Raw genomic sequence first — 18,386 nt, 5'->3', positions numbered from 1 at the left:
TAGCACTTAATTTTTGTTTTGGTAATTGCCAAATACAACAAAAAACAGCAACAAAAAAAGGGAGCTTTCGCTCCCATTTTTTCCACTAAGCTTTAAGCCTAATGCTTCGTTAATTATTCAGCAGATGCTTTAGCGAATAATTGACGACCACGGTAGATACCATCTTTAGATACATGGTGACGACGGTGAGTCTCGCCAGTAGCTTGGTCTACAGTTAATGCATTCTCGGTTAAAGCGTCATGTGAACGGCGCATGTCACGGCGAGAGCGACTTTTACGGTTTTGCTGAACGGCCATGATGGCTCCTTACAAAGATCGAAAAAATGGATCAGAACAAATTCAGTTGTCTTATACTTGACAGTATAACACAAAAAATTAGTTAAGTTTACCCTTCAAACCTGCCAAAATATCAAACGGATTGTCCCGTTTTTCTTCGACAATGTCATCATTGGCGGGTTGATGCTTATGCTCACAAACATCATGTTTAGGAGACAAAGGCATCAACAATAACAATTCATCTTCTATTAGTGCGAGTAAATTAGCCGACGCAGGTGCATCAATGCTACCTTTTGTCGTTGCTTCACTTTCACCTAAAACGATGAAATCAGCATCCTCATCCAAGCGCTCTATCAGTGATTCATCATCCACAAGCGCTAAATGAAAATCTGAAACGAGAGTAAGCTCAACAGTATTCAGACAACGCTGACATTCCATTGGAACTTTCGTTTCAACATGACCATTTAACCATACGATACGATGATACGCATCCATTGATAGCTTACAGTCTATGTTAATCAATTGATGTTCAATTGATCCAACAGCTTCACGGGAAATTCGAACAAAGCGAGACAATGGCAGGTTACCTGACCATGCATAACCTTGTTCAGCCCATTTAAACGGCTCAATCTGTGCCGGAAAGGTATTTGCTGACATAATTAAGGCGGCAATTCTACAAATTCATGGGTACTCTGTCAAAGATTAAGATACAATTTTGTACTTATTTAGACAGATCATTTGGGTAATACAAGTCATGCATCAGTTGCAGCCGCAACCTGAAGTCACAACTTCATTACAGTTCGACACGCATTCAACTTCGGTTTTTACTGAAAATTCAGTCCCTGCGCAACGTTTACAGTGGGTGAATTTACAGACAGAAGTTCAACAGGTCGATTGGCTTATCTTACACTTTAATCATTGGTTTTCCCACCTAAATGTGACGCTTGTACGTGGAGATTTTGAACCAGAATATTTCCCTGCAACTGAAACCGAAGCTGCGCGGATTCAATTTGCCCATGGTTTTTTTAATAGTGCATTGCATGAAATCAGCCATTGGAGCATTGCAGGCGAGCAAAGACGCTTATTGCCAGACCTCGGATATTGGTATGCACCTGATGGTCGAACCGCTGAACAACAGGCTTTATTTGAACAGGTTGAAATTAAACCGCAAGCAATTGAATGGTTATTTTCAAAGGCATTTGGACGTAAATTTCGGGTGTCTTTAGATAATTTAACTGGCGATGGCGGCAATGGTGCAACATTTAAAGATCATGTTTATGCGCAAGTACAACAATATTTTACTGGTGAAGCTAAACTGCCACGCGATGCAGCACACTTTATTGACTGCATCTGTACCTATACGCGAAGTGGCAAAACATTACAAAGTGATGAGTTTCAACGAGAAATGTTAGACTAAATTACACAAACCCATCAAAGCTTGATTGCAAGACTTTGTAAATTCAACAGATAATGTCTAGAAATAAGTTGGGGGAGAATAAATATGCTGCATTTAAGAGTACATCCTGATAATCCTCAACCACGTTTGATCAGCCAAGCGGTAGAACGTATTCGTGCTGGCGATGTCGTGGTTTACCCCACCGATGCGGCTTATGCCATTGGTTGCCAAATTGGTAACAAAAGTGCCATGGAGCGTATTTCTCAAATTCGTGGTCTAGGTCAAAAACACCAATATGCGATTCTTTGTGCTGATTTATCCGATATTGCCACCTATGCAAAAGTGGACAATGCAATGTATCGCTTACTGAAAAATAATACCCCTGCTGTCACGACCTTTATTTTACCTGCAACCAGTGAAGTCCCACGCCGCTTAATGCATCCTAAAAAGAAAACCATTGGTCTGCGTATTCCAAGCAACCCAATTTGCCAGATGTTATTAAAAGAACTCGGTGAACCGCTTTTAACCAGTACACTCATCCTTCCCAATCATGAAGACCCTTTAGATGATCCTTATGATATTGAAATGGCATTGAGTAACCGTATTGATGTATTTATTGATGGGGGTTTAGGTATTTTAAACACCACCAGTATTATTGATTTATCTGGCGAGCATCCGCAAGTGATCCGTCGTGGTGTTGGTGATGTAAGCGCTTTTGAATAAGCGCTTTATTTTATGTACTTGAATCCTGCTTAAATTAACCACCATTTTCCAGTTTTTCATTAAGCGCTAATGTTTTCTTAGAGACTGGCATGCTTTCAGGTACATCTTTGATCACACCTTCTTTTATTGAGGCAACCTCATTAAAATTTGGACATTCCGCAAGCATTTGTTGAGTCTGATAAATTTCTTGTTTGAATTTATTCTGAATAATATAAGTCGAAATCACTTTATCTTCTTTATATACAGTTAAATATGCATTTACCAGATCAGGTTCCTGTCCTTTTAGCTTTTCTAAAATTGAACAGCCTAACAAATTCACATTGTTTTTTATGGAATCAGGTATTTGTTTTCCACTAAATTCTCTCAAATACAGATATGTAATAATATTGGGGTACTGATTTAAGATACCCCCCTATAGGCAATCCTGTATTACTAATTTGTTGGCGTAAGGCATCATTTATACCAATATTTTTAAATTATTTTTCTCATTAAGCAGTTAAATCACTTAATCGCTTCTTCTGTCTACCATCCGTATCAAAATTTTCAGGGCTTAACCACTGTTGATATGCTGTTGCTAAGCTTGGCCATTCTTCATCTAAAATTGAAAACCATGCCGTATTGCGATTTCGACCTTTCGCTATACGATCTTGACGAAAAGTCCCTTCATACTGAAATCCAAAACGTAAAGCTGCACGTTTTGAAGGCTGATTCAATTCATCGCATTTCCATTCCACACGGCGAAAGCCTTGCTCAAAACAAGTTTTTAAAAGTAAATAGATGACTTCGGTTGCGGCAGTAGACTGCTTCATTTGATGTGAAAAATACACATTGCCAATTTCTATGACATGATCCATAGGACGTGGATTCATTAAGCCCACCCATCCCACAATCGTATGATTCATTTCAATTAAATAATGCGCTGCACCCTTAAAACCAAAACAATTGGTCAAAGCAATTCGTAATTCATCGCTGGTCTCAAAACCTGAATAAGGCAAATATGTCCAACAACGACGATCCACTTCCGTTTCTACACATTGCCAAATTTGTTTAACCCGATTTTCACTCAATGTCATTGCAGATAAAGTATGTAATGTGACACTTTTTCCCTCTAGGTTTTCTACCCAAAGATGGATCGGTAAAGGATTAGATACAGGAAACCCGACAATTTGACCATATTCATTTTCTTGTACTTTTGGATCATTTTTCATATGTCATCAGAAAGGATTTGCTTAATTTTATATTGCGCAAAAAAATTCTTTTATGCCAGTAAAAAATACATATCTAACAATGACATCATATTGATGAGGGTCATTTAAATAAATATTCCTTATTTATTTTCAGGTTTTTTTGTCTTTTGTTCGATTTGGTAATTTATTTGAAGCGTGTTTTCCTTTAGACTACGCAAATTAACTCTGTGCTTTTTCTCATCATACTTATCCATCCTGAAAGCTGATCCGAAATAGCATCTTCATGCCTTTGAAAATTCGCGTGGCCTATAACTGTAATGAATCAATCCATCCATGATCCTATGGAGCAAACTTCACACATCCGTGTTCTGGATGAGTGGCAAGAATCGATTCCTGAGGATTTATACATTCCTCCAGCTGCATTTGAAATTCTTTTAGAGCATTTCGAAGGACCACTCGACTTTTTAATTTATCTGATTCAAAAAAGCGGTTTCGACCTATTACAACTTGATATTGCTCCGATTGCAGCACAGTATTTGTCTTATATGGATGCCATGAAGTCACTCAATATTGAACTGACTGCGGATTATATGGTGATGGCAGCATTATTGGCCGATCTTAAATCTCGGCTTTTACTTCCAAAAGCAACGTCATCCATTGTGATTGAAAAAGATCCAAAACAGGCATTAATTGACCGCCTTGAAACCTATTTACGCGTAAAACAAGCCGCTGAACGTCTGGGTCAACTGCCCATTCTAGAACGCGATACGTTTCCAGCCCATATCAGTCTTGGTCAAGTGGCACAAAACAACGAAGGCTATGATGTCGGTCTGTTACGTGATGCCTTATTTTGTGTGTTTAATCGACCAGAACCGATCATTCACCAAATTCAACAAGAAGCTGTGCTGCTAGAAGAACGCATCGCTTTTATTGAATATAAGTTACGCTCTGGTGAAGTTTTACATTTTAATGCTTTACTGAAACCAAGCCAAGGTCGTATGGGCATGGTCGTGACGTTTATGGCAATTCTTGAACTGACACGACAACAAAAAGTCCATATTATTGCAACAGGAATTGAAGCGCCTTTAGCGATTCAAGGAGTGCGAGCATGACTGATCACCAAACTGTGCCGCTGTCTGTTGCTGACAATCAACATGAAATTTTAATGCAACTCGAAGCGATTATTTTTGCCAGTGAAACCGCTGTTTCGCTTGCACGCTTAAAAGAAGCATTACAAAATCAATATAGCAAACCAGAATTGCGTCAGCTCTTACAACAACTGGCTATGCTACAGCATGGCAGATCAATCGAACTTATTGAAACTGCTGAAGGTTTCCGTTTTCAAGTTCGTGCCAAATATCGCAATATCATTACTCAAGTTTGGCCAGAGCGACCAACTCGCTTATCGCCAACAATGCTCGAAACCATGGCTGTGATTGCTTATCATCAACCGGTAACCCGAGCAGATATTGAACAAATTCGTGGAGTTTCAAACAATAGTCAAATATTAAGATCATTGTTTGATTGGAACTGGATTAAAGAATCTGGTTTCAGAGAGCTTCCGGGAAGACCTGCGTTGTTAGTTACAACGCCACAATTTTTAAATGCATTTGGCCTAGCATCTTTAGGTCAGCTGCCTCCCCTACAGGATGCCAAGGAAGCTTTTATGGTTCTCGATGCTCACGCACCGAAGTCATAAATAGGTGAACTGTTGATGATAATTTCTAAGGTTATGCTGTCATGAGTGAAAAATTACAAAAGGTGCTTGCACGTGTTGGTTTGGGTTCTCGCCGTTATATGGAAGAAGTCATTGCCGCAGGTCGTGTCAGTATCAACGGACGTGTTGCCCAAGTCGGTGAACGCATTGAACCAACTGATGAGCTTCGCATCGATGGTCGTAAAGTCCAATTCCAAATTGAAGATGAAATTCGTCGTCGTGTGATCATTTACTACAAACCAGAAGGTGAAATCTGTTCACGTAATGACCCTGAGTCTCGTCCGACTGTATTCGAACAACTCCCATCTATTCCTGGTGATCGCTGGGTGATGGTGGGTCGTCTCGACATCAACTCAACAGGCTTATTATTGTTCACAAATGATGGTGAATTAGCGAACCGCTTAATGCATCCGTCGAATGAAATTGAACGTGAATATGCTGTACGTGTGATGGGTGAAGTCACACCTCAAATCAAAAAGAACATGACTGAAGGTGTTGTTCTAGATGATGGTCCAGCTAAGTTTGAGTCGTTCTCTGAAATTGGCGGTGAAGGGATTAACCGTTGGTATCAAGTGGTGGTTAAAGAAGGTCGTAACCGCGAAGTTCGTCGTATTTTTGAATCACAAGGTTTAAAAGTTAGCCGTTTATTACGTACTCGTTATGGCACGGTGATTCTTCCTCGCGAACTTCGTACGGGCCGCTGGATTGAACTTGATAAAAACGATATCGATAACCTAACCAAATCTGTTGAGTTAAAACCACGTCAAGGGACGGGGCTTTTCGGCATGGCAAAACGCCGTAACGAACGTATGCAAGACAAACCACTGGCTGCACGTCGTGGTGGCTACTTACGTCAACAACGCCGCGATAGTGAAGGTGAAGCGCAACAACCTGAACAACGCCGTGACCAGCGCCAAACTGGCACTGAAAATGCGCGTCCTGATCAGCGCAGTGACAACCGTTTTAATAATCGTCCTGTTCGCACAGAAGCCAATGGCGACAACCGTTTTAATAACCGTCCTGTTCGCACAGAAACCAATGGCGATAAGCGTTTTAACACTCGAAATGATCGTTCAGAGCAGCGCACTGATCGTTCAGAACAACGCAATGACAACCGTGGCAATCGTTTTGACAATGATCGTAACGGTAACACGGTGGATAACCAAAACCGTGGTGAAAACAAATTTGCTCCACGCAAACCTTTTGGTATCAATAAAGGCTTTAAGAAGTTTTAATGCTTAAATCGCTTTAAAGAAAAGCCACTCAAATGAGTGGCTTTTTTATACCTTCTGCTTTTTTCAACTGAAAAAGAAGAAAAAATTTAAAGGACTGGAATATCAATCCACAATGCTTTTGGAAAATGCTTCACTAAATACGCCTTTAAATAGGCTGCGGTATCTTGAGAAATTAGCGCATCTTGCGATTCATCATTTAAGTTATAGGCCAAAGCATACAATGCTAAACCACGAATTTTAAGCGCTTCCAGACTTAAAAGGGTATGATTAATACTGCCTAAACGCCCTGAACTGACCAAAATCACAGGGAATTTTTTCTCAGCAATATAATCAATGGTCAGTAAATCTGTGGTTAAAGGCACCATCAAACCACCAGCACCTTCAAGCAACACCAGATCATATTTTTCAGCCAGCTGTTGCGTTGCATCGGCAATTTTTTGAAAATCAATTTCACGACCATCAATCTGGGTGGCTAAATGTGGCGATGCAGGATAGCTAAAAATCTCAGGCATGGTCAGTTTGCTTTGATCTTCAGGAAACCAGCCCATTCCCATAATTTCACGGTGCTGTTCAATATCTTCAGAAATATCAGTATTACCCGTTTGAATCAGCTTTTGGGTAATGGTTTTTTGCCCCTGCTCATTCCATAATTTTGCCAAATACCCCGTCGTGTAGGTCTTGCCAATGCCTGTATCAATACCACTGATAAAATATACAGGTGCGCTCATGGCTTTCTCCGTGCAATACAATAAATAGGATGATAGCTCAAGCGATAGCTTGCTTGACCTGACTGATCCAGATTTGAAAATTGTTGATAATCTAAATAAAACTGTTGTAACGACTGTTTTGTCCAACGATGCTTGGACGCGGTTGCCGTGACACCGGTGGCTTTTAAATGCTGTAACACTTGTTTGGGATGCTCAAAATATAAAGTTTCGATATTTTCAGATAAATGAATAATATCAAAACCCTGAACAAGCAGTTTTTCCTGAATCGCATCAAGACTCAAATAATCCAAACCCTGCCCTGTTAATGCTTTAATTTCTTTGAGGTTTTGCTGTCCAAAGGTCGAAAAACAAAAATAGCCCTCTCCCATTAAAGCATCTGAACATTGATTAAAAATCGCCTCTAAATCAATCATCCACTGCAACGCAGAACTAGAAACAATCAGGTCTAAAGCTTGGGGAAATTGCAACTGTTCAATATCACCAATGAGCCATTGTAGTTGCTTAGATTCAGAAAAATGTTGCTGAACTTCAGAATATAAATCATTCAAAATTAATTGATTAAACTGAAAATTCTGCATCAATAAATGACTTAAATTACCCGAACCACAACCAATTTCGAAGACACGATCAAGCTTTGTTTTTGGCAAATAATTTTGCATTAACTGAACAAGATGCTGACAAATTTGCTTTTGCACCACCGCATGCTGCGTATAGCTTTGTCCTGCTTTTTCAAAACGCTGAGCCACTTGGACCTTATCAATATTGAGGTTTTTCACAATACATCACTCACAGCAAAGTACTCACAACAACGCAACCAACTGATCCAAATCAGCCTGATTCAGTTGCGAAGTTAAGCAAATTCGCAAACGTGAGCCATGCTGCGGCACTGTCGGGGGGCGTACAGGCATAATATAAAAACCTTGCTGTTGTAAGACTTTGGCTTTATTCACTGTTTTTTGCGATTCACCCATAATCACAGGCACAATATGCGAGGTCGATGGGCAATCAAAACCTTTGCTTTGTACCGCTTGCTGTAAATACTGACTGATCTGTTGTAAATGCTGACGCTGCTGATTCAAGCCTAAAACTTTTTGGAAAATAAAATTTGTCCACGCCATACAAATGGGGGGTTGTGCAGTACTAAAAATAAGCGGTCGCATGCTATTAATCAAATAATCACGAATGATGGCATGACAAATCAAATAACCACCAACAGAAGCTAAAGCTTTACCAAAAGTGCCAACCAAAAAATCAATCTCATCGATCACGCCATATTGTTCAGCACAGCCCAAACCGTGCTCGCCACGCACACCGATCGCATGCGCTTCATCGACATAGAGCATGACTTTGCTAAATTGCTGCTTAATCCGTACCAATTCAGCTAAATCAGTCTCATCACCATCCATACTAAAGATGGATTCAGTCACCACAATAATGCGATCAAAGCTTTCATCGGTATGATACTTTTGTAAAAGTTGGCTTAAATGTCCCAAGTCATTATGACGATAACGCACATATTTAGCCGACGACAAACGAATGCCATCAATCATACTGGCATGAATGAGTTTATCGGCAAGAATTAAAGTTTTTGCATCACTCAAGGCAGGTAATATGCCAATATTCATGTGATAACCACTGTTAAACAACAGCGCTGACCGTCCATGAAATGCCTGACTTAAACTTGCTTCAAGCTGTTCATAGGCAGGAAAATTTCCTGTCAATAAACGCGATGAGGATGAACTCATGACACGTAAATCATTTGGCGTTTGATCGAAAAATTGTTCACGTAAAGCAAGATCCGCAGCTAAGCCTAAATAATCATTCGAACTCAGATTCAGCATGCTTTGACCGTTAATTTGGATCGTGCGACCGTGCTGAATATTCGAAGTAAATTGACGTAAATTACCTTGTTGTTTTAATTGCTCAAGTTGCGCTGCATAATGATCCAGATGTTGCTCAAGTTGACTCATGCCGAATGCTCCATTTGTTCAACCACTTCGACCAATTGTTGCAATAAGATGCTCAGTTCATTTTCCGTGATGATGTACGGCGGCATCACATAGACCAATTTTCCGAATGGACGGATCCAAATGCCACGACGCACGAATTCTTGTTGTAAGGTTTTCATATCGACATTAAACGTCAACTCTACCACGCCAATTGCGCCCAAAATACGCACATCTTGCACATATTCAAGCTGTGATAAGGGTTGTAAATGCGTGGATAATTGTTGGTTGATGCGCTCAATATTGGCTTGCCAGTCTTGCGCCAATAACACTTGGGTACTTTTGACTGCTACAGCACATGCCAGAGGATTCGCCATAAAAGTGGGGCCATGCATAAACACGCCTGCCTCACCTTGACTAATGGTTTGCGCGACTTTTTTACTGGTTAAGGTGGCGGAAAGCGTCATATATCCCCCCGTTAAACCCTTACCAATACACATAATATCGGGTTCAACTTGGGCGTGTTCCCACGCAAACATTTTACCTGTGCGCCCAAAACCTGTCGCGATTTCATCAAAAATCAGCAAGATATTATATTTTTCACAGAGTAATTTGGCTTGACGTAAATATTCAGGATGGTAAAAACGCATGCCGCCTGCACCTTGTACTATCGGCTCTAAAATGAGTCCGGCAATGCTTTGGTGATGCTCAGCCAAAGTCTGTTCCAGTTCGGCAATATCGGCCTGATCCCACTCATCATAAAAACCGACTTGCGGTGCAGGTACAAAAATACGATTTGGTAAACTTGAACCAAAAATCTGATGCATGCCCGTCACAGGATCACAGACGGACATGGCATTCCATGTATCCCCGTGGTAGCCCGAACGTGGTGTGACAAAGTTGGTTTTCTCTACATTCCCCAAAGATGACCCGCTTTTCGATGCCCAGTATTGCACGGCCATTTTTAAAGCCACTTCTACCGCTACAGAGCCTGAATCGGCATAGAAAATTTTATCTAAACTGGGCGGAGTTATTTGGAGCAGCAATTTACCCAGTTCAATGGCAGGTTCATGGGTGAAACCACCAAACATAATATGCGACATTTTGTGTAATTGATCGGTTACCGCCTGATTCAATTCTGGATGGTTATAACCGTGAATGGCACACCACCAAGATGACATCCCATCAATCAATTGACGACCATCTTCAAGCTCAATGGTTGCACCATAAGCCTGTTTTACCTTAAAGGTTGGTAAAGGCTTGGTCATGGAGGTATAGGGATGCCAGATATGTTCAAGATCAAATTGCAGATCATTTAATTCAGTCATCCTTAACTCCACAGCTACAGCAAAAATCTATTTTGTTGATCTTAAACCCGCACAGATAAAAAATAAATTGCGATATTTGCCACTTATCAGCATGTTTAATTCATTTTCTGTAAATATTGGCAGATTTTGTCAGTTATGACTTCAGCTTTAAAGACAGGACAACCATGTGAACCTTGAATTAAATCGACATGCAAAAATTTTGCATCGAATTGTTGGAAATTCTGGACAACTTTGCAATCAACTAAGGCATCCTGCTGTGCAAAAATATGATACTGCTTGCCCTGATAATTTTTTAATATATCGACAATATTTAAATTTTCCAGCAATTCTAAACCCTGTTTAAGTAGGTCAATTTGTTGTGGCTGAATTAAACTTTGTAAAGTGATGAAGTCTTTTTTGCTACTTTCTACACCCTGACAAACCATATAGCCAAATTTCTTCAGTGTCAGAATTGCATCCTGTTCAAAAGAGTGTTTAAAAGCTTGAAAGGTCTGTTGTGGCATAGCTGTTTGCCAGCTGTCATTGGCGACAAAACAAGGATTGGATGCCAAGGTGATTAAAATCTTTTGTTCAGCATAATGTTGTTCAATTTCATCCACCAAAAGACTGGCAATCTGCCCACCTAAAGACCAACCAATAATCACATCAAATTGACGCGCCCATTCAGCCTTGTGTTGCAAAACATCTTGATCAAAAGCATTAAAGATATTGATCAGTTCAACTTCATGACCTTGTTGTTGCAAAGCCAGTTGTAATGAATGCAGGAGATTTGTGCCCCCGCCCCAGCCTGTAATCAGTAAAATACGTTGTTTCACAATCAGCCCCAAATTAAAAAATATAAACTAAGCATTATTTTCCAAATCTAGCAATAACTTTGCTGGAAAAACCTTGGCCCAATTATTTTTAAATTGTTTATGTACCTGATCAATCGGGAAATGACTATTTCGACCGATTTGCTGAGCTTGTGCAATATCATCTGCCCGCATATAGGCTAACAAATAATCTTGACCATCTAATTCCAAGTGAAACCACGATTCCACATGCACACCTTCTGCCCGAAGTGTTTCTATCGCTTCATCTTTACGCTCATTCAGTTCTTTTTTCCATGCTTCAACATGATCCAACGTATCAGGCTTTAATTTGATTAATACCGCACCAACATCCATACATTGCTCTTATTTTATAATTTTGATTCATCTTTATAACATACCTGCTGTATGCAAAAAACCTGAGTAATTTCCAGCACTGCGCCATTCTAAACTCTGCTAAACTGAGTTCACTTCCAATAAAAAGTAAACGATATGAACTATACAAAATTCTTTGGCATTGGCTTGGTTTGTATCAGCACATCCGTTGGATTTTCCACTTTAAGCCATGCGGAAAACTCTATTTTTACCAAAACTGATACTCAACAAAAGCAATGGGTTGGCAAGCCTGCACCGATGTTTAAATTACAAGATCAAAATCAAAAATGGCATGAATTGAGCCAATATAAAGGCAAATGGGTGGTACTTTATTTTTACCCAAAAGATAATTCACCCGGCTGTACTCAAGAAGCCAATCAATTTAAAGCACTGTATCCACAGTTTTTAAAAAGTAATGCCGTTGTTCTTGGCGTCAGCTTAGATGATGTGCAATCGCATCAAAAATTTTCCGAAAAATTAGGCTTACCGTTTCCTATTTTGGCAGACAATAAGCACCAATTAGCCAATCAATTCGGTATTGTGCGAAATTTAGGGGTAACTAAAATAGCAAAACGAGAGAGCTTTTTAATTGATCCGAAAGGAACCATTGTTTATCACTACAACAGTGTAAACACACAGTCCCATGCCGCTCAGGTTTTAGCAGATATTCAAAAAATAAAATGGAAATAATTCATGCAATTACAAAACAATGAGAAAATTTTATATAAAACAAAACCTATAAACTCTATTTACCTATTTTTCCTATGTATAACCCTATGCGTATATGTTTTGTTTGTACTTCCGTTGCAGTCCAAACATTTTATAATGTTGGCTATATTCTGCTTGTTGAGTTTTTTCCGATTTTTTGACTCTATCGTTATTACCAACCAACGTATCATTTCGCATCTGTTTTTACGCCAGCGCACAATTCAACTTTCTACATTGCAACAACCGCCTTTTCTCACGATTGATCCTAAAAAATTCAGACAATATGAATGGCAACGTAAATTATTAAAAAAAAATTTCCAAGATTTTTGGTTTTATAAAACAGATATTTATTTTAAACAATTAATAAGTGCAGTAGATCCAAATCCTTTAGAAAGAATCCCTTTATCTCTTTTTTCGAAAAAACAGAAAGATCGAATCATTCAAACATTGGCACAATCATGGCAACTTGATCCAACGATTGAACATCGGGAATAAGCTGTAATTTGATATCAAAAGAAATTTAAAGCATAAAAAAGCCCAGTAAACACTGAGCTTTTTTATGTAAAACTAAAATCTTACATTTGTGATTGAATATAGTTTTGTAAACCAATCAATTCAATCAAACGAATTTGTTTTTCTAACCAATAGGTATGATCTTCTTCAGTATCCGACATTTGCTGACGAAGCATATCACGCGTCACGTAATCACCTTTTTCTTCGCAAAGTTTCACACCTTGCGCAAGTTTATCACGAACATGATATTCCAGTTTTAAATCTGCTTTTAAGCAGGTGACAACATCTTCACCTGTTTCAATATCATCACGATTCATATTCGGTGTGCCTTCTAAAAATAGGACACGGCGAATAATTGAATCAGCATGCGCTGCTTCTTCTTGCATTTCATGATCGATACGTTCAAAAATTTTAGTTAAACCCCAATCTTCATACATACGAGAATGAATGAGATATTGATCACGAGCAGCCAGTTCGCCACCGATCAACATATTTAGATAGTCTATGACTTCTGGATTGCCACGCATTTCAAATACTCCATACCCTTTTTTAATATTATGGGCAAAATAAACCATCAATGCAAAGTAAAAATTATGTAAGTTAATGATTTTTATAAAATAAAAATGAGAAACATACGCATTTGCACTTTAAACCATCAAATTCCTATTTAGAAAACAAGCTGTTGCAGTTTTTATGACTCAAATCCGAATCATTTTTTGCTCTCTTTTAAAGTATAATTTTTTGTAACCAATCACGATCTATGCAAATTTATCTTTTTTGACTCACAAGTTTCATCTTTAGCCCAAGACAAGCCACTTTTTTCTGACTATCATGCGTATAGACTTGAGAACAATAACGGCTTAAAAATGACAGCAACTCAAAACACAGCTCCAATTTTAGTGACTGGCGCAACTGGTTATATCGCCAGTTGGGTCATTCAAAAACTGCTTGAACAAGGTCATCAGGTACATGCCACTGTCCGTGATCTAAATAAAAAATCGGGTTTTGCCCATTTGGAAAAAATTGCAGCGCAAAGTACAGGTACGCTTAAACTCTTTAAAGCCAATTTACTGGAAGAAAATTCTTTTGATGAAGCCATGCAAGGCTGTGAAATTGTTTTACATATGGCTTCGCCTTTTGTCGTCACCAACTTTAAAGATGCTGTAAAAGATATTATTGAGCCGGCTGTTTTAGGTACAGAAAATGTACTTAATAGTGTCAATAAAATCGAGTCAGTGAAACGTGTGGTCGTGACTTCGAGTATTGCCTCTACCTATGGCGATGCAATCGACATTCTAAAAACCGAAAATAATGCCTTTGATGAGTCACATTGGAATACCAGCAGTTCTGAAACCCATCAACCTTATCCCTATTCTAAAGTCATGGCAGAGCGTAAAGCTTGGGACATGCAAAAAGCACAAAACCGTTGGGATTTAATCTGTATCAATCCTGCTTTGGTTCTTGGCCCTTCTCTAACCCCAAATACACAATCGGGTAGTGTCGAAGTTTTGCAACAATTTACCAATGGTATGACCCTTTTAGGCGTACCGCCAATGTGGAATGGTATTGTTGATGTACGCGATGTTGCCGATGCGCATATCCATGCTGCATTTAAAGCCGATGCTCAAGGGCGTTATATTATTAGTGGTGGCACACTTAGTTTATTAGAAATGGGCAAAATTTTACGTCAAAATTTTGGTCATAAGTTCCCGTTCCCGCGTAATCATTTACCGAAAGCTGCCTTTAAAATTTTTGGTCCATTGGTCGGGTTTTCTAAAGACTTTGTCGAACTAAATATGGGTTATCCAATTTACTTCAATGCCGATAAGAGCAAGCAAGAATTTGGCATTGAATACTATAATATTGAAAGCAGTTTGGTTGAACATTTCCAACAACTGCTTGATGATGGCGTGGTGAAAAAATATCTTTAAGCTCAAAAAAGCCACCGAATTAATAATGCCAGTCAGTTAAAAAACTGACTGGCATTTTATTTTTTAAATTCATCGTGTTATTCGAAACACGAAAACGTCATCCACAATTTGAGCAATAAATGATGCCTTTCATGCGAACTTAAAATATATTTTGAGGCTTCTCATTTAGGCTTATTCAGAGTAATACCAATTTTCATCAATATCTCAATATTCTAAAGATCTCCCCTAACTCCTCTTTATTCAAGAGGGGAATATAACGAATCAAATAAATATTTAAATTTGTGTCACTCCTCCCTTTTTCAAAGGGAGGTTGGGAGGGATTTAGCTGATGAAAGATGATCATTTAATTTTAAAAAATAAGACTCCATCGCGAATAACTAAAAAGCTAAGGAGTTAATTGAAAAACCCCTTAACCGATCAGCATTACACCAAATCGGTGGCTTTTTTATAGATTTAATACAGCTTAAATTTGCCCATAGTCTGTCATTAAGGCAATAAACTCTTGCTCATTCAGCACTTGTACACCTAACTTTTCAGCTTTTTCAAGTTTCGAACCTGCTTTTTCCCCTGCAACCAAACATTTGGTTTTACTGGAAATACTACCGCTCACCCGTGCCCCTAAAGCTTGCAGCATTTGTGTGGCCTCATCACGCCCCATTTGGCTGAGTGTGCCTGTAATCACCCAACTTTCACCATTTAACGGCTGACGTGTTGGTGCAATCGGTGCATCCCAATGGATACCTGCATCAATTAAACGCTGCACCACTTCCAAATTATGCGGCGCTTGGAAAAAATCAATAATCCATTCTGCGGTAATCTCCCCCACATCAGGCGTTTTCTTTAAGGTTTCAATATCGGCATTTTGTAATGCCTCCAAAGTTTGAAACGTATTGGCCAACATGCGTGCTGTAGTTTCACCTACACCGCGAATACCTAAGGCATAAATAAAGGCCGCAAGGGTGGTTTTTTTACTCTTTTCAATTGCATCAAATAGGTTTTGAACAGACTTCTCGCCCATTTTTTCAATCGTTAATAATTGCTCACGATGCTCATGTAAGCTGTAAATATCAGCGACATTTTTTAATAGGTCAAGGTGTAATAAAGATTCCACCCAACGATCACCCAAACCTTCAATATCCAGTGCTTTACGCGAAACAAAATGACGAATCGCTTCAATACGTTGCGCTGCACAATATAAGCCCCCCGAACAACGTGCCAATGCTTCACCTTCGGGCATCACCACAGGCGACTCACAGACTGGACAATTTTCAGGTAAATGAACTTCTACCGTATCATCAGGGCGAAATTCAGGCCAAACTTTTTCAACTTTAGGAATCACATCGCCACTGCGGTATACACTGACGGTATCACCAACGCGGACATCTAAACGATGGATTTCGCCAATATTATGCAATGTCACATTGGATACAGTGACCCCGCCCACAGCAACTGGATTTAACCGTGCGACTGGGGTTAAAGTTCCCGTCCGACCCACTTGCCAATCAATATTTTCAACCGTGGTTAAAGCGGCAACGGCTGGAAATTTATAGGCAGTTGCCCAACGTGGTTCACGACTTAGAAAACCCAACTGTTGTTGCTGTTTTAAATCATCGACTTTGACAACCATGCCATCAATTTCAACGCTTAAGTTTGGGCGTTCTGCATTGATCTGTTCATATTTTTCTTGGACTTCTTGAATGCTATCGCAAACAAAATGGCGCTCACCGACAGCAAAACCAAAATTGGTTAACCACTGTAAGCTTTCGGACATTGATGTTAAGCCATGATTTGGTTCACATTGTGCAATACCATAGGCATAAAATGCCAAAGGACGAGATGCCGCGACTGCTGGGTCTAACTGACGTAAACTACCTGCTGCTGCATTACGTGGATTGGCAAAAGTCTTTTCACCTTTGGCTTCATTCTCCGCATTCAGTTTCTCAAAGCCCGCTTTCGGCATTAACACTTCACCACGCACTTCTAACAGTGTCGGAATTTTCACCAAATCAGAACTTAAAACCTTCGGTAAGTTACGAATGGTTTTAACATTTTGAGTAATATCTTCCCCTGTTTCACCATCGCCACGGGTCACACCACGAACCAATATCCCATTTTCATACCACAGTGAAATCGCCAAGCCATCAAATTTTAATTCCACATCATATTGAATTTTCTGATTCGGCAAGCGTTCTTCAATACGACGTGCAAATGCAAATAGATCTTCTTGATTAAATACATTACCCAATGACAGCATGGGTACAACATGGGTAATACTGTCAAATTTAGGCAGTGCTTGACCGCCCACTTTATTGGTCGGTGTATCGGCTTGTATACATTCTGGATATTGTTGTTCTAACGCTTTCAACTGATGAAACAATTGATCATATTCACTATCTTCAATGGTCGGTTGATCCATTACATAATAAGCATGATTATGCTTGGCTAAAATTTGGATCAATTGACGCATTTGCGCTTTGATAGTTGAATCTTGAGTCATTTCTTCACCATAAAAAAGGGCGGTCTATTTTCCGCCCTTAAAAAATTTTATCTACTCGCTATTATAGAAATCGAGTGCTTCTGTTTCAAACTAAACTTCTGCTGCATGTCCTGAACGGTAATCAATCGCCTGATGACGCCATTGCTCACGTAACTGTGGCGTAAATTCTTGATTATTTTGATCGTAAACAGTGCCATCAATTTCACGGGCAATTAAGCGCGAAATACTGTCCATGGTATCAAAGGCATTTTGTACGTCACTATGTGGTAACGCTAAGAAAAATGCTAAACCTTTGACTTGTTCAGTGGACAAGGTTTCAAGGTCAAAACCAGCCGCGCCTTCATCCGTGATTTGTAAAACGGAAAAGAGTAATTTGCTATCGTCTTGACTATAGCGATGGAAACACGCCATTTCACCAAAACGTAGACCATATTTAAGCAAGACTTTTAAGGTTTTTTCACCTGAAAGCACACGACGTTCTGGATAAATATTTAACGCAATGAATTCAACCGCAGTGGATAATGCACTTTCCTCATCAACACGCTGCTGTTCATGTAAATGCTCATCCAAAATGCTGCTTTCATCTTCAAACTCTGAAATTTCAGCTTTGGCGATATTGGCATTCAGACTAAATTCTGCCGCTTCTTTTGCTTCGGTTTTTTTCAATTGAGCGGATGGTTCAGTTGCAACATCGACCGCTTTAGCAAGTTCAGGTTCAAGCGAATCTACACCTGATTCAGTATTGCTAATGCTTTCAGCTGCATCAGCCTCAGTATTTTCAGTTTTTTCTTCTGTACTGGTTAAATCTTGAGTCGCTTCAATGCTTGACGTTTCTGCGGCATTTTGTAATTGATCACGTACATGGCGAGGAATCACAGGCTGCTGGCTATCTGAGTCGACATGCAGTTCTGAATCCAATGAAGGTGCTGCATCAGCAGGTTTTTTAAACAGCATTTTTAAACCGAATAACATAATGATAACGGCGATAACAATACCAACGACGGTTGTGACTTCCATA

General features: G+C 39.4%; 20 protein-coding genes and 1 pseudogene. 8 read left to right on the top strand and 13 right to left on the bottom strand.

Translation table 11 applies throughout. From position 1 onward, the window contains the following. Nucleotides 1-113: 113 nt before the first annotated feature. Both rpmF and B9T30_RS11125 read right to left on the bottom strand, forming a co-directional pair. Nucleotides 114-296 carry a 50S ribosomal protein L32 gene (gene rpmF, locus B9T30_RS11130; RefSeq protein WP_004279227.1) on the bottom strand — a complete coding sequence of 61 codons (183 nt, stop codon included), beginning with the start codon at nt 294-296 and terminating at the stop codon, nt 114-116. Between the two features lie 78 nt (nt 297-374). Then, nucleotides 375-932, bottom strand: coding sequence for a YceD family protein (locus tag B9T30_RS11125; RefSeq protein WP_086185051.1), 558 nt, complete (start codon nt 930-932; stop codon nt 375-377). A gap of 97 nt (nt 933-1,029) precedes the next feature. Here B9T30_RS11125 and B9T30_RS11120 point away from each other — a divergent pair, with 97 nt between their 5' ends. Both B9T30_RS11120 and B9T30_RS11115 read left to right on the top strand, forming a co-directional pair. Beyond that, nucleotides 1,030-1,692 carry an elongation factor P hydroxylase gene (locus B9T30_RS11120; protein ID WP_086185050.1) on the top strand — a complete coding sequence of 221 codons (663 nt, stop codon included), beginning with the start codon at nt 1,030-1,032 and terminating at the stop codon, nt 1,690-1,692. Between the two features lie 84 nt (nt 1,693-1,776). Then, nucleotides 1,777-2,394 (top strand): L-threonylcarbamoyladenylate synthase, encoded by a 618-nt coding sequence (locus tag B9T30_RS11115; protein ID WP_086185049.1) that lies wholly within the window; start codon nt 1,777-1,779, stop codon nt 2,392-2,394. A 34-nt stretch (nt 2,395-2,428) separates the two neighbouring features. On the opposite strand, the gene B9T30_RS11110 is transcribed toward B9T30_RS11115, so the two are convergent. Together B9T30_RS11110 and B9T30_RS11105 are read right to left on the bottom strand one after the other, a co-directional pair. Continuing rightward, on the bottom strand, nt 2,429-2,713 hold the full coding sequence (locus B9T30_RS11110; protein ID WP_086185048.1) for a hypothetical protein: 285 nt from the start codon (nt 2,711-2,713) through the stop codon (nt 2,429-2,431). Between the two features lie 169 nt (nt 2,714-2,882). Then, on the bottom strand, nt 2,883-3,602 hold the full coding sequence (locus B9T30_RS11105) for a GNAT family N-acetyltransferase (protein WP_086185047.1): 720 nt from the start codon (nt 3,600-3,602) through the stop codon (nt 2,883-2,885). 296 nt (nt 3,603-3,898) lie between these two features. Here B9T30_RS11105 and B9T30_RS11100 point away from each other — a divergent pair, with 296 nt between their 5' ends. The 3 genes and pseudogenes from B9T30_RS11100 to rluB form a co-directional block, all read left to right on the top strand. Next, a complete protein-coding gene (locus B9T30_RS11100) occupies nt 3,899-4,693 on the top strand; it encodes a segregation and condensation protein A (protein ID WP_086185046.1) in 795 nt (264 codons plus the stop codon). Next, a complete protein-coding gene (gene scpB, locus B9T30_RS11095; protein ID WP_086185045.1) occupies nt 4,690-5,280 on the top strand; it encodes an SMC-Scp complex subunit ScpB in 591 nt (196 codons plus the stop codon). Before B9T30_RS11100 ends, scpB begins: the two co-directional genes overlap by 4 nt. A gap of 41 nt (nt 5,281-5,321) precedes the next feature. Further along, a pseudogene (gene rluB, locus B9T30_RS11090) lies at nt 5,322-6,218 on the top strand (23S rRNA pseudouridine(2605) synthase RluB); the annotation flags it as partial. A gap of 401 nt (nt 6,219-6,619) precedes the next feature. Here rluB and bioD read toward each other — a convergent pair. The 6 genes from bioD to B9T30_RS11060 all read right to left on the bottom strand — a co-directional run bounded on the left by bioD (nt 6,620) and on the right by B9T30_RS11060 (nt 11,701). Continuing rightward, nucleotides 6,620-7,261, bottom strand: a complete 642-nt coding sequence (bioD, locus tag B9T30_RS11085) for a dethiobiotin synthase (protein ID WP_086185043.1) — start codon at nt 7,259-7,261, stop codon at nt 6,620-6,622. Further along, entirely contained in the window at nt 7,258-8,037 is a 780-nt protein-coding gene (bioC, locus tag B9T30_RS11080; protein WP_086185042.1) for a malonyl-ACP O-methyltransferase BioC, read from the bottom strand. Before bioC ends, bioD begins: the two co-directional genes overlap by 4 nt. A 24-nt stretch (nt 8,038-8,061) precedes the next feature. After that, nucleotides 8,062-9,231 carry an 8-amino-7-oxononanoate synthase gene (locus B9T30_RS11075; RefSeq protein WP_086185041.1) on the bottom strand — a complete coding sequence of 390 codons (1,170 nt, stop codon included), beginning with the start codon at nt 9,229-9,231 and terminating at the stop codon, nt 8,062-8,064. Further along, nucleotides 9,228-10,535 carry an adenosylmethionine--8-amino-7-oxononanoate transaminase gene (gene bioA / locus B9T30_RS11070; protein ID WP_086185040.1) on the bottom strand — a complete coding sequence of 436 codons (1,308 nt, stop codon included), beginning with the start codon at nt 10,533-10,535 and terminating at the stop codon, nt 9,228-9,230. The genes B9T30_RS11075 and bioA overlap by 4 nt, the downstream gene beginning before the upstream one ends. A 95-nt stretch (nt 10,536-10,630) precedes the next feature. Beyond that, on the bottom strand, nt 10,631-11,350 hold the full coding sequence (locus B9T30_RS11065; protein WP_086185039.1) for a hydrolase: 720 nt from the start codon (nt 11,348-11,350) through the stop codon (nt 10,631-10,633). 27 nt (nt 11,351-11,377) lie between these two features. Next, the gene (locus tag B9T30_RS11060; protein ID WP_086185038.1) at nt 11,378-11,701 is read right to left on the bottom strand and encodes a DUF6176 family protein; all 324 of its coding nucleotides are present in this window, start codon (nt 11,699-11,701) and stop codon (nt 11,378-11,380) included. Nucleotides 11,702-11,836: 135 nt separating this feature from the next. On the opposite strand from B9T30_RS11060, the gene B9T30_RS11055 reads away from it, so the two are divergent. Both B9T30_RS11055 and B9T30_RS11050 read left to right on the top strand, forming a co-directional pair. Then, a complete protein-coding gene (locus B9T30_RS11055) occupies nt 11,837-12,409 on the top strand; it encodes a peroxiredoxin (RefSeq protein ID WP_086185037.1) in 573 nt (190 codons plus the stop codon). A 3-nt stretch (nt 12,410-12,412) separates the two neighbouring features. Continuing rightward, a complete protein-coding gene (locus B9T30_RS11050; RefSeq protein WP_143223204.1) occupies nt 12,413-12,922 on the top strand; it encodes a hypothetical protein in 510 nt (169 codons plus the stop codon). 80 nt (nt 12,923-13,002) lie between these two features. Here B9T30_RS11050 and ftn read toward each other — a convergent pair whose 3' ends face one another. Next, the gene (ftn, locus tag B9T30_RS11045; protein ID WP_086185035.1) at nt 13,003-13,467 is read right to left on the bottom strand and encodes a heteropolymeric bacterioferritin subunit Ftn; all 465 of its coding nucleotides are present in this window, start codon (nt 13,465-13,467) and stop codon (nt 13,003-13,005) included. 339 nt (nt 13,468-13,806) lie between these two features. Between ftn and B9T30_RS11040 the strand changes: the two genes are divergently transcribed. Next, nucleotides 13,807-14,871 (top strand): SDR family oxidoreductase, encoded by a 1,065-nt coding sequence (locus tag B9T30_RS11040; RefSeq protein ID WP_086185034.1) that lies wholly within the window; start codon nt 13,807-13,809, stop codon nt 14,869-14,871. A 463-nt stretch (nt 14,872-15,334) separates the two neighbouring features. Here the strand turns inward: B9T30_RS11040 and ligA are convergent, their stop codons facing one another. Both ligA and B9T30_RS11030 read right to left on the bottom strand, forming a co-directional pair. Next, on the bottom strand, nt 15,335-17,368 hold the full coding sequence (ligA, locus tag B9T30_RS11035) for an NAD-dependent DNA ligase LigA (protein WP_086185033.1): 2,034 nt from the start codon (nt 17,366-17,368) through the stop codon (nt 15,335-15,337). A 90-nt stretch (nt 17,369-17,458) separates the two neighbouring features. After that, nucleotides 17,459-18,385: a cell division protein ZipA C-terminal FtsZ-binding domain-containing protein gene (locus B9T30_RS11030; RefSeq protein WP_086185032.1), complete on the bottom strand. Its 927-nt coding sequence runs from the start codon at nt 18,383-18,385 to the stop codon at nt 17,459-17,461. Between the last annotated feature and the right edge of the window lies 1 nt (nt 18,386).

Source organism: Acinetobacter sp. ANC 4973, from assembly GCF_002135275.1.
Taxonomy (GTDB): Bacteria; Pseudomonadota; Gammaproteobacteria; order Pseudomonadales; family Moraxellaceae; genus Acinetobacter; species Acinetobacter kyonggiensis.
Note: the sequence above shows the minus strand (reverse complement) of the source record. Positions and strands in the feature narration are given on the sequence as shown.

What these genes read in the sequence shown, in the direction of transcription:
- rpmF (WP_004279227.1), bottom strand. Translation starts at nt 296, where the DNA reads ATGGCCGTTCAGCAAAACCGTAAAAGTCGCTCTCGCCGTGACATGCGC.
- B9T30_RS11125 (WP_086185051.1), bottom strand. Translation starts at nt 932, where the DNA reads ATGTCAGCAAATACCTTTCCGGCACAGATTGAGCCGTTTAAATGGGCT.
- B9T30_RS11120 (WP_086185050.1), top strand. Translation starts at nt 1,030, where the DNA reads ATGCATCAGTTGCAGCCGCAACCTGAAGTCACAACTTCATTACAGTTC.
- B9T30_RS11115 (WP_086185049.1), top strand. Translation starts at nt 1,777, where the DNA reads ATGCTGCATTTAAGAGTACATCCTGATAATCCTCAACCACGTTTGATC.
- B9T30_RS11105 (WP_086185047.1), bottom strand. Translation starts at nt 3,602, where the DNA reads ATGAAAAATGATCCAAAAGTACAAGAAAATGAATATGGTCAAATTGTC.
- B9T30_RS11100 (WP_086185046.1), top strand. Translation starts at nt 3,899, where the DNA reads ATGAATCAATCCATCCATGATCCTATGGAGCAAACTTCACACATCCGT.
- scpB (WP_086185045.1), top strand. Translation starts at nt 4,690, where the DNA reads ATGACTGATCACCAAACTGTGCCGCTGTCTGTTGCTGACAATCAACAT.
- bioD (WP_086185043.1), bottom strand. Translation starts at nt 7,261, where the DNA reads ATGAGCGCACCTGTATATTTTATCAGTGGTATTGATACAGGCATTGGC.
- B9T30_RS11075 (WP_086185041.1), bottom strand. Translation starts at nt 9,231, where the DNA reads ATGAGTCAACTTGAGCAACATCTGGATCATTATGCAGCGCAACTTGAG.
- bioA (WP_086185040.1), bottom strand. Translation starts at nt 10,535, where the DNA reads ATGACTGAATTAAATGATCTGCAATTTGATCTTGAACATATCTGGCAT.
- B9T30_RS11060 (WP_086185038.1), bottom strand. Translation starts at nt 11,701, where the DNA reads ATGGATGTTGGTGCGGTATTAATCAAATTAAAGCCTGATACGTTGGAT.
- B9T30_RS11055 (WP_086185037.1), top strand. Translation starts at nt 11,837, where the DNA reads ATGAACTATACAAAATTCTTTGGCATTGGCTTGGTTTGTATCAGCACA.
- B9T30_RS11050 (WP_143223204.1), top strand. Translation starts at nt 12,413, where the DNA reads ATGCAATTACAAAACAATGAGAAAATTTTATATAAAACAAAACCTATA.
- ftn (WP_086185035.1), bottom strand. Translation starts at nt 13,467, where the DNA reads ATGCGTGGCAATCCAGAAGTCATAGACTATCTAAATATGTTGATCGGT.
- B9T30_RS11040 (WP_086185034.1), top strand. Translation starts at nt 13,807, where the DNA reads ATGACAGCAACTCAAAACACAGCTCCAATTTTAGTGACTGGCGCAACT.
- ligA (WP_086185033.1), bottom strand. Translation starts at nt 17,368, where the DNA reads ATGACTCAAGATTCAACTATCAAAGCGCAAATGCGTCAATTGATCCAA.
- B9T30_RS11030 (WP_086185032.1), bottom strand. Translation starts at nt 18,385, where the DNA reads ATGGAAGTCACAACCGTCGTTGGTATTGTTATCGCCGTTATCATTATG.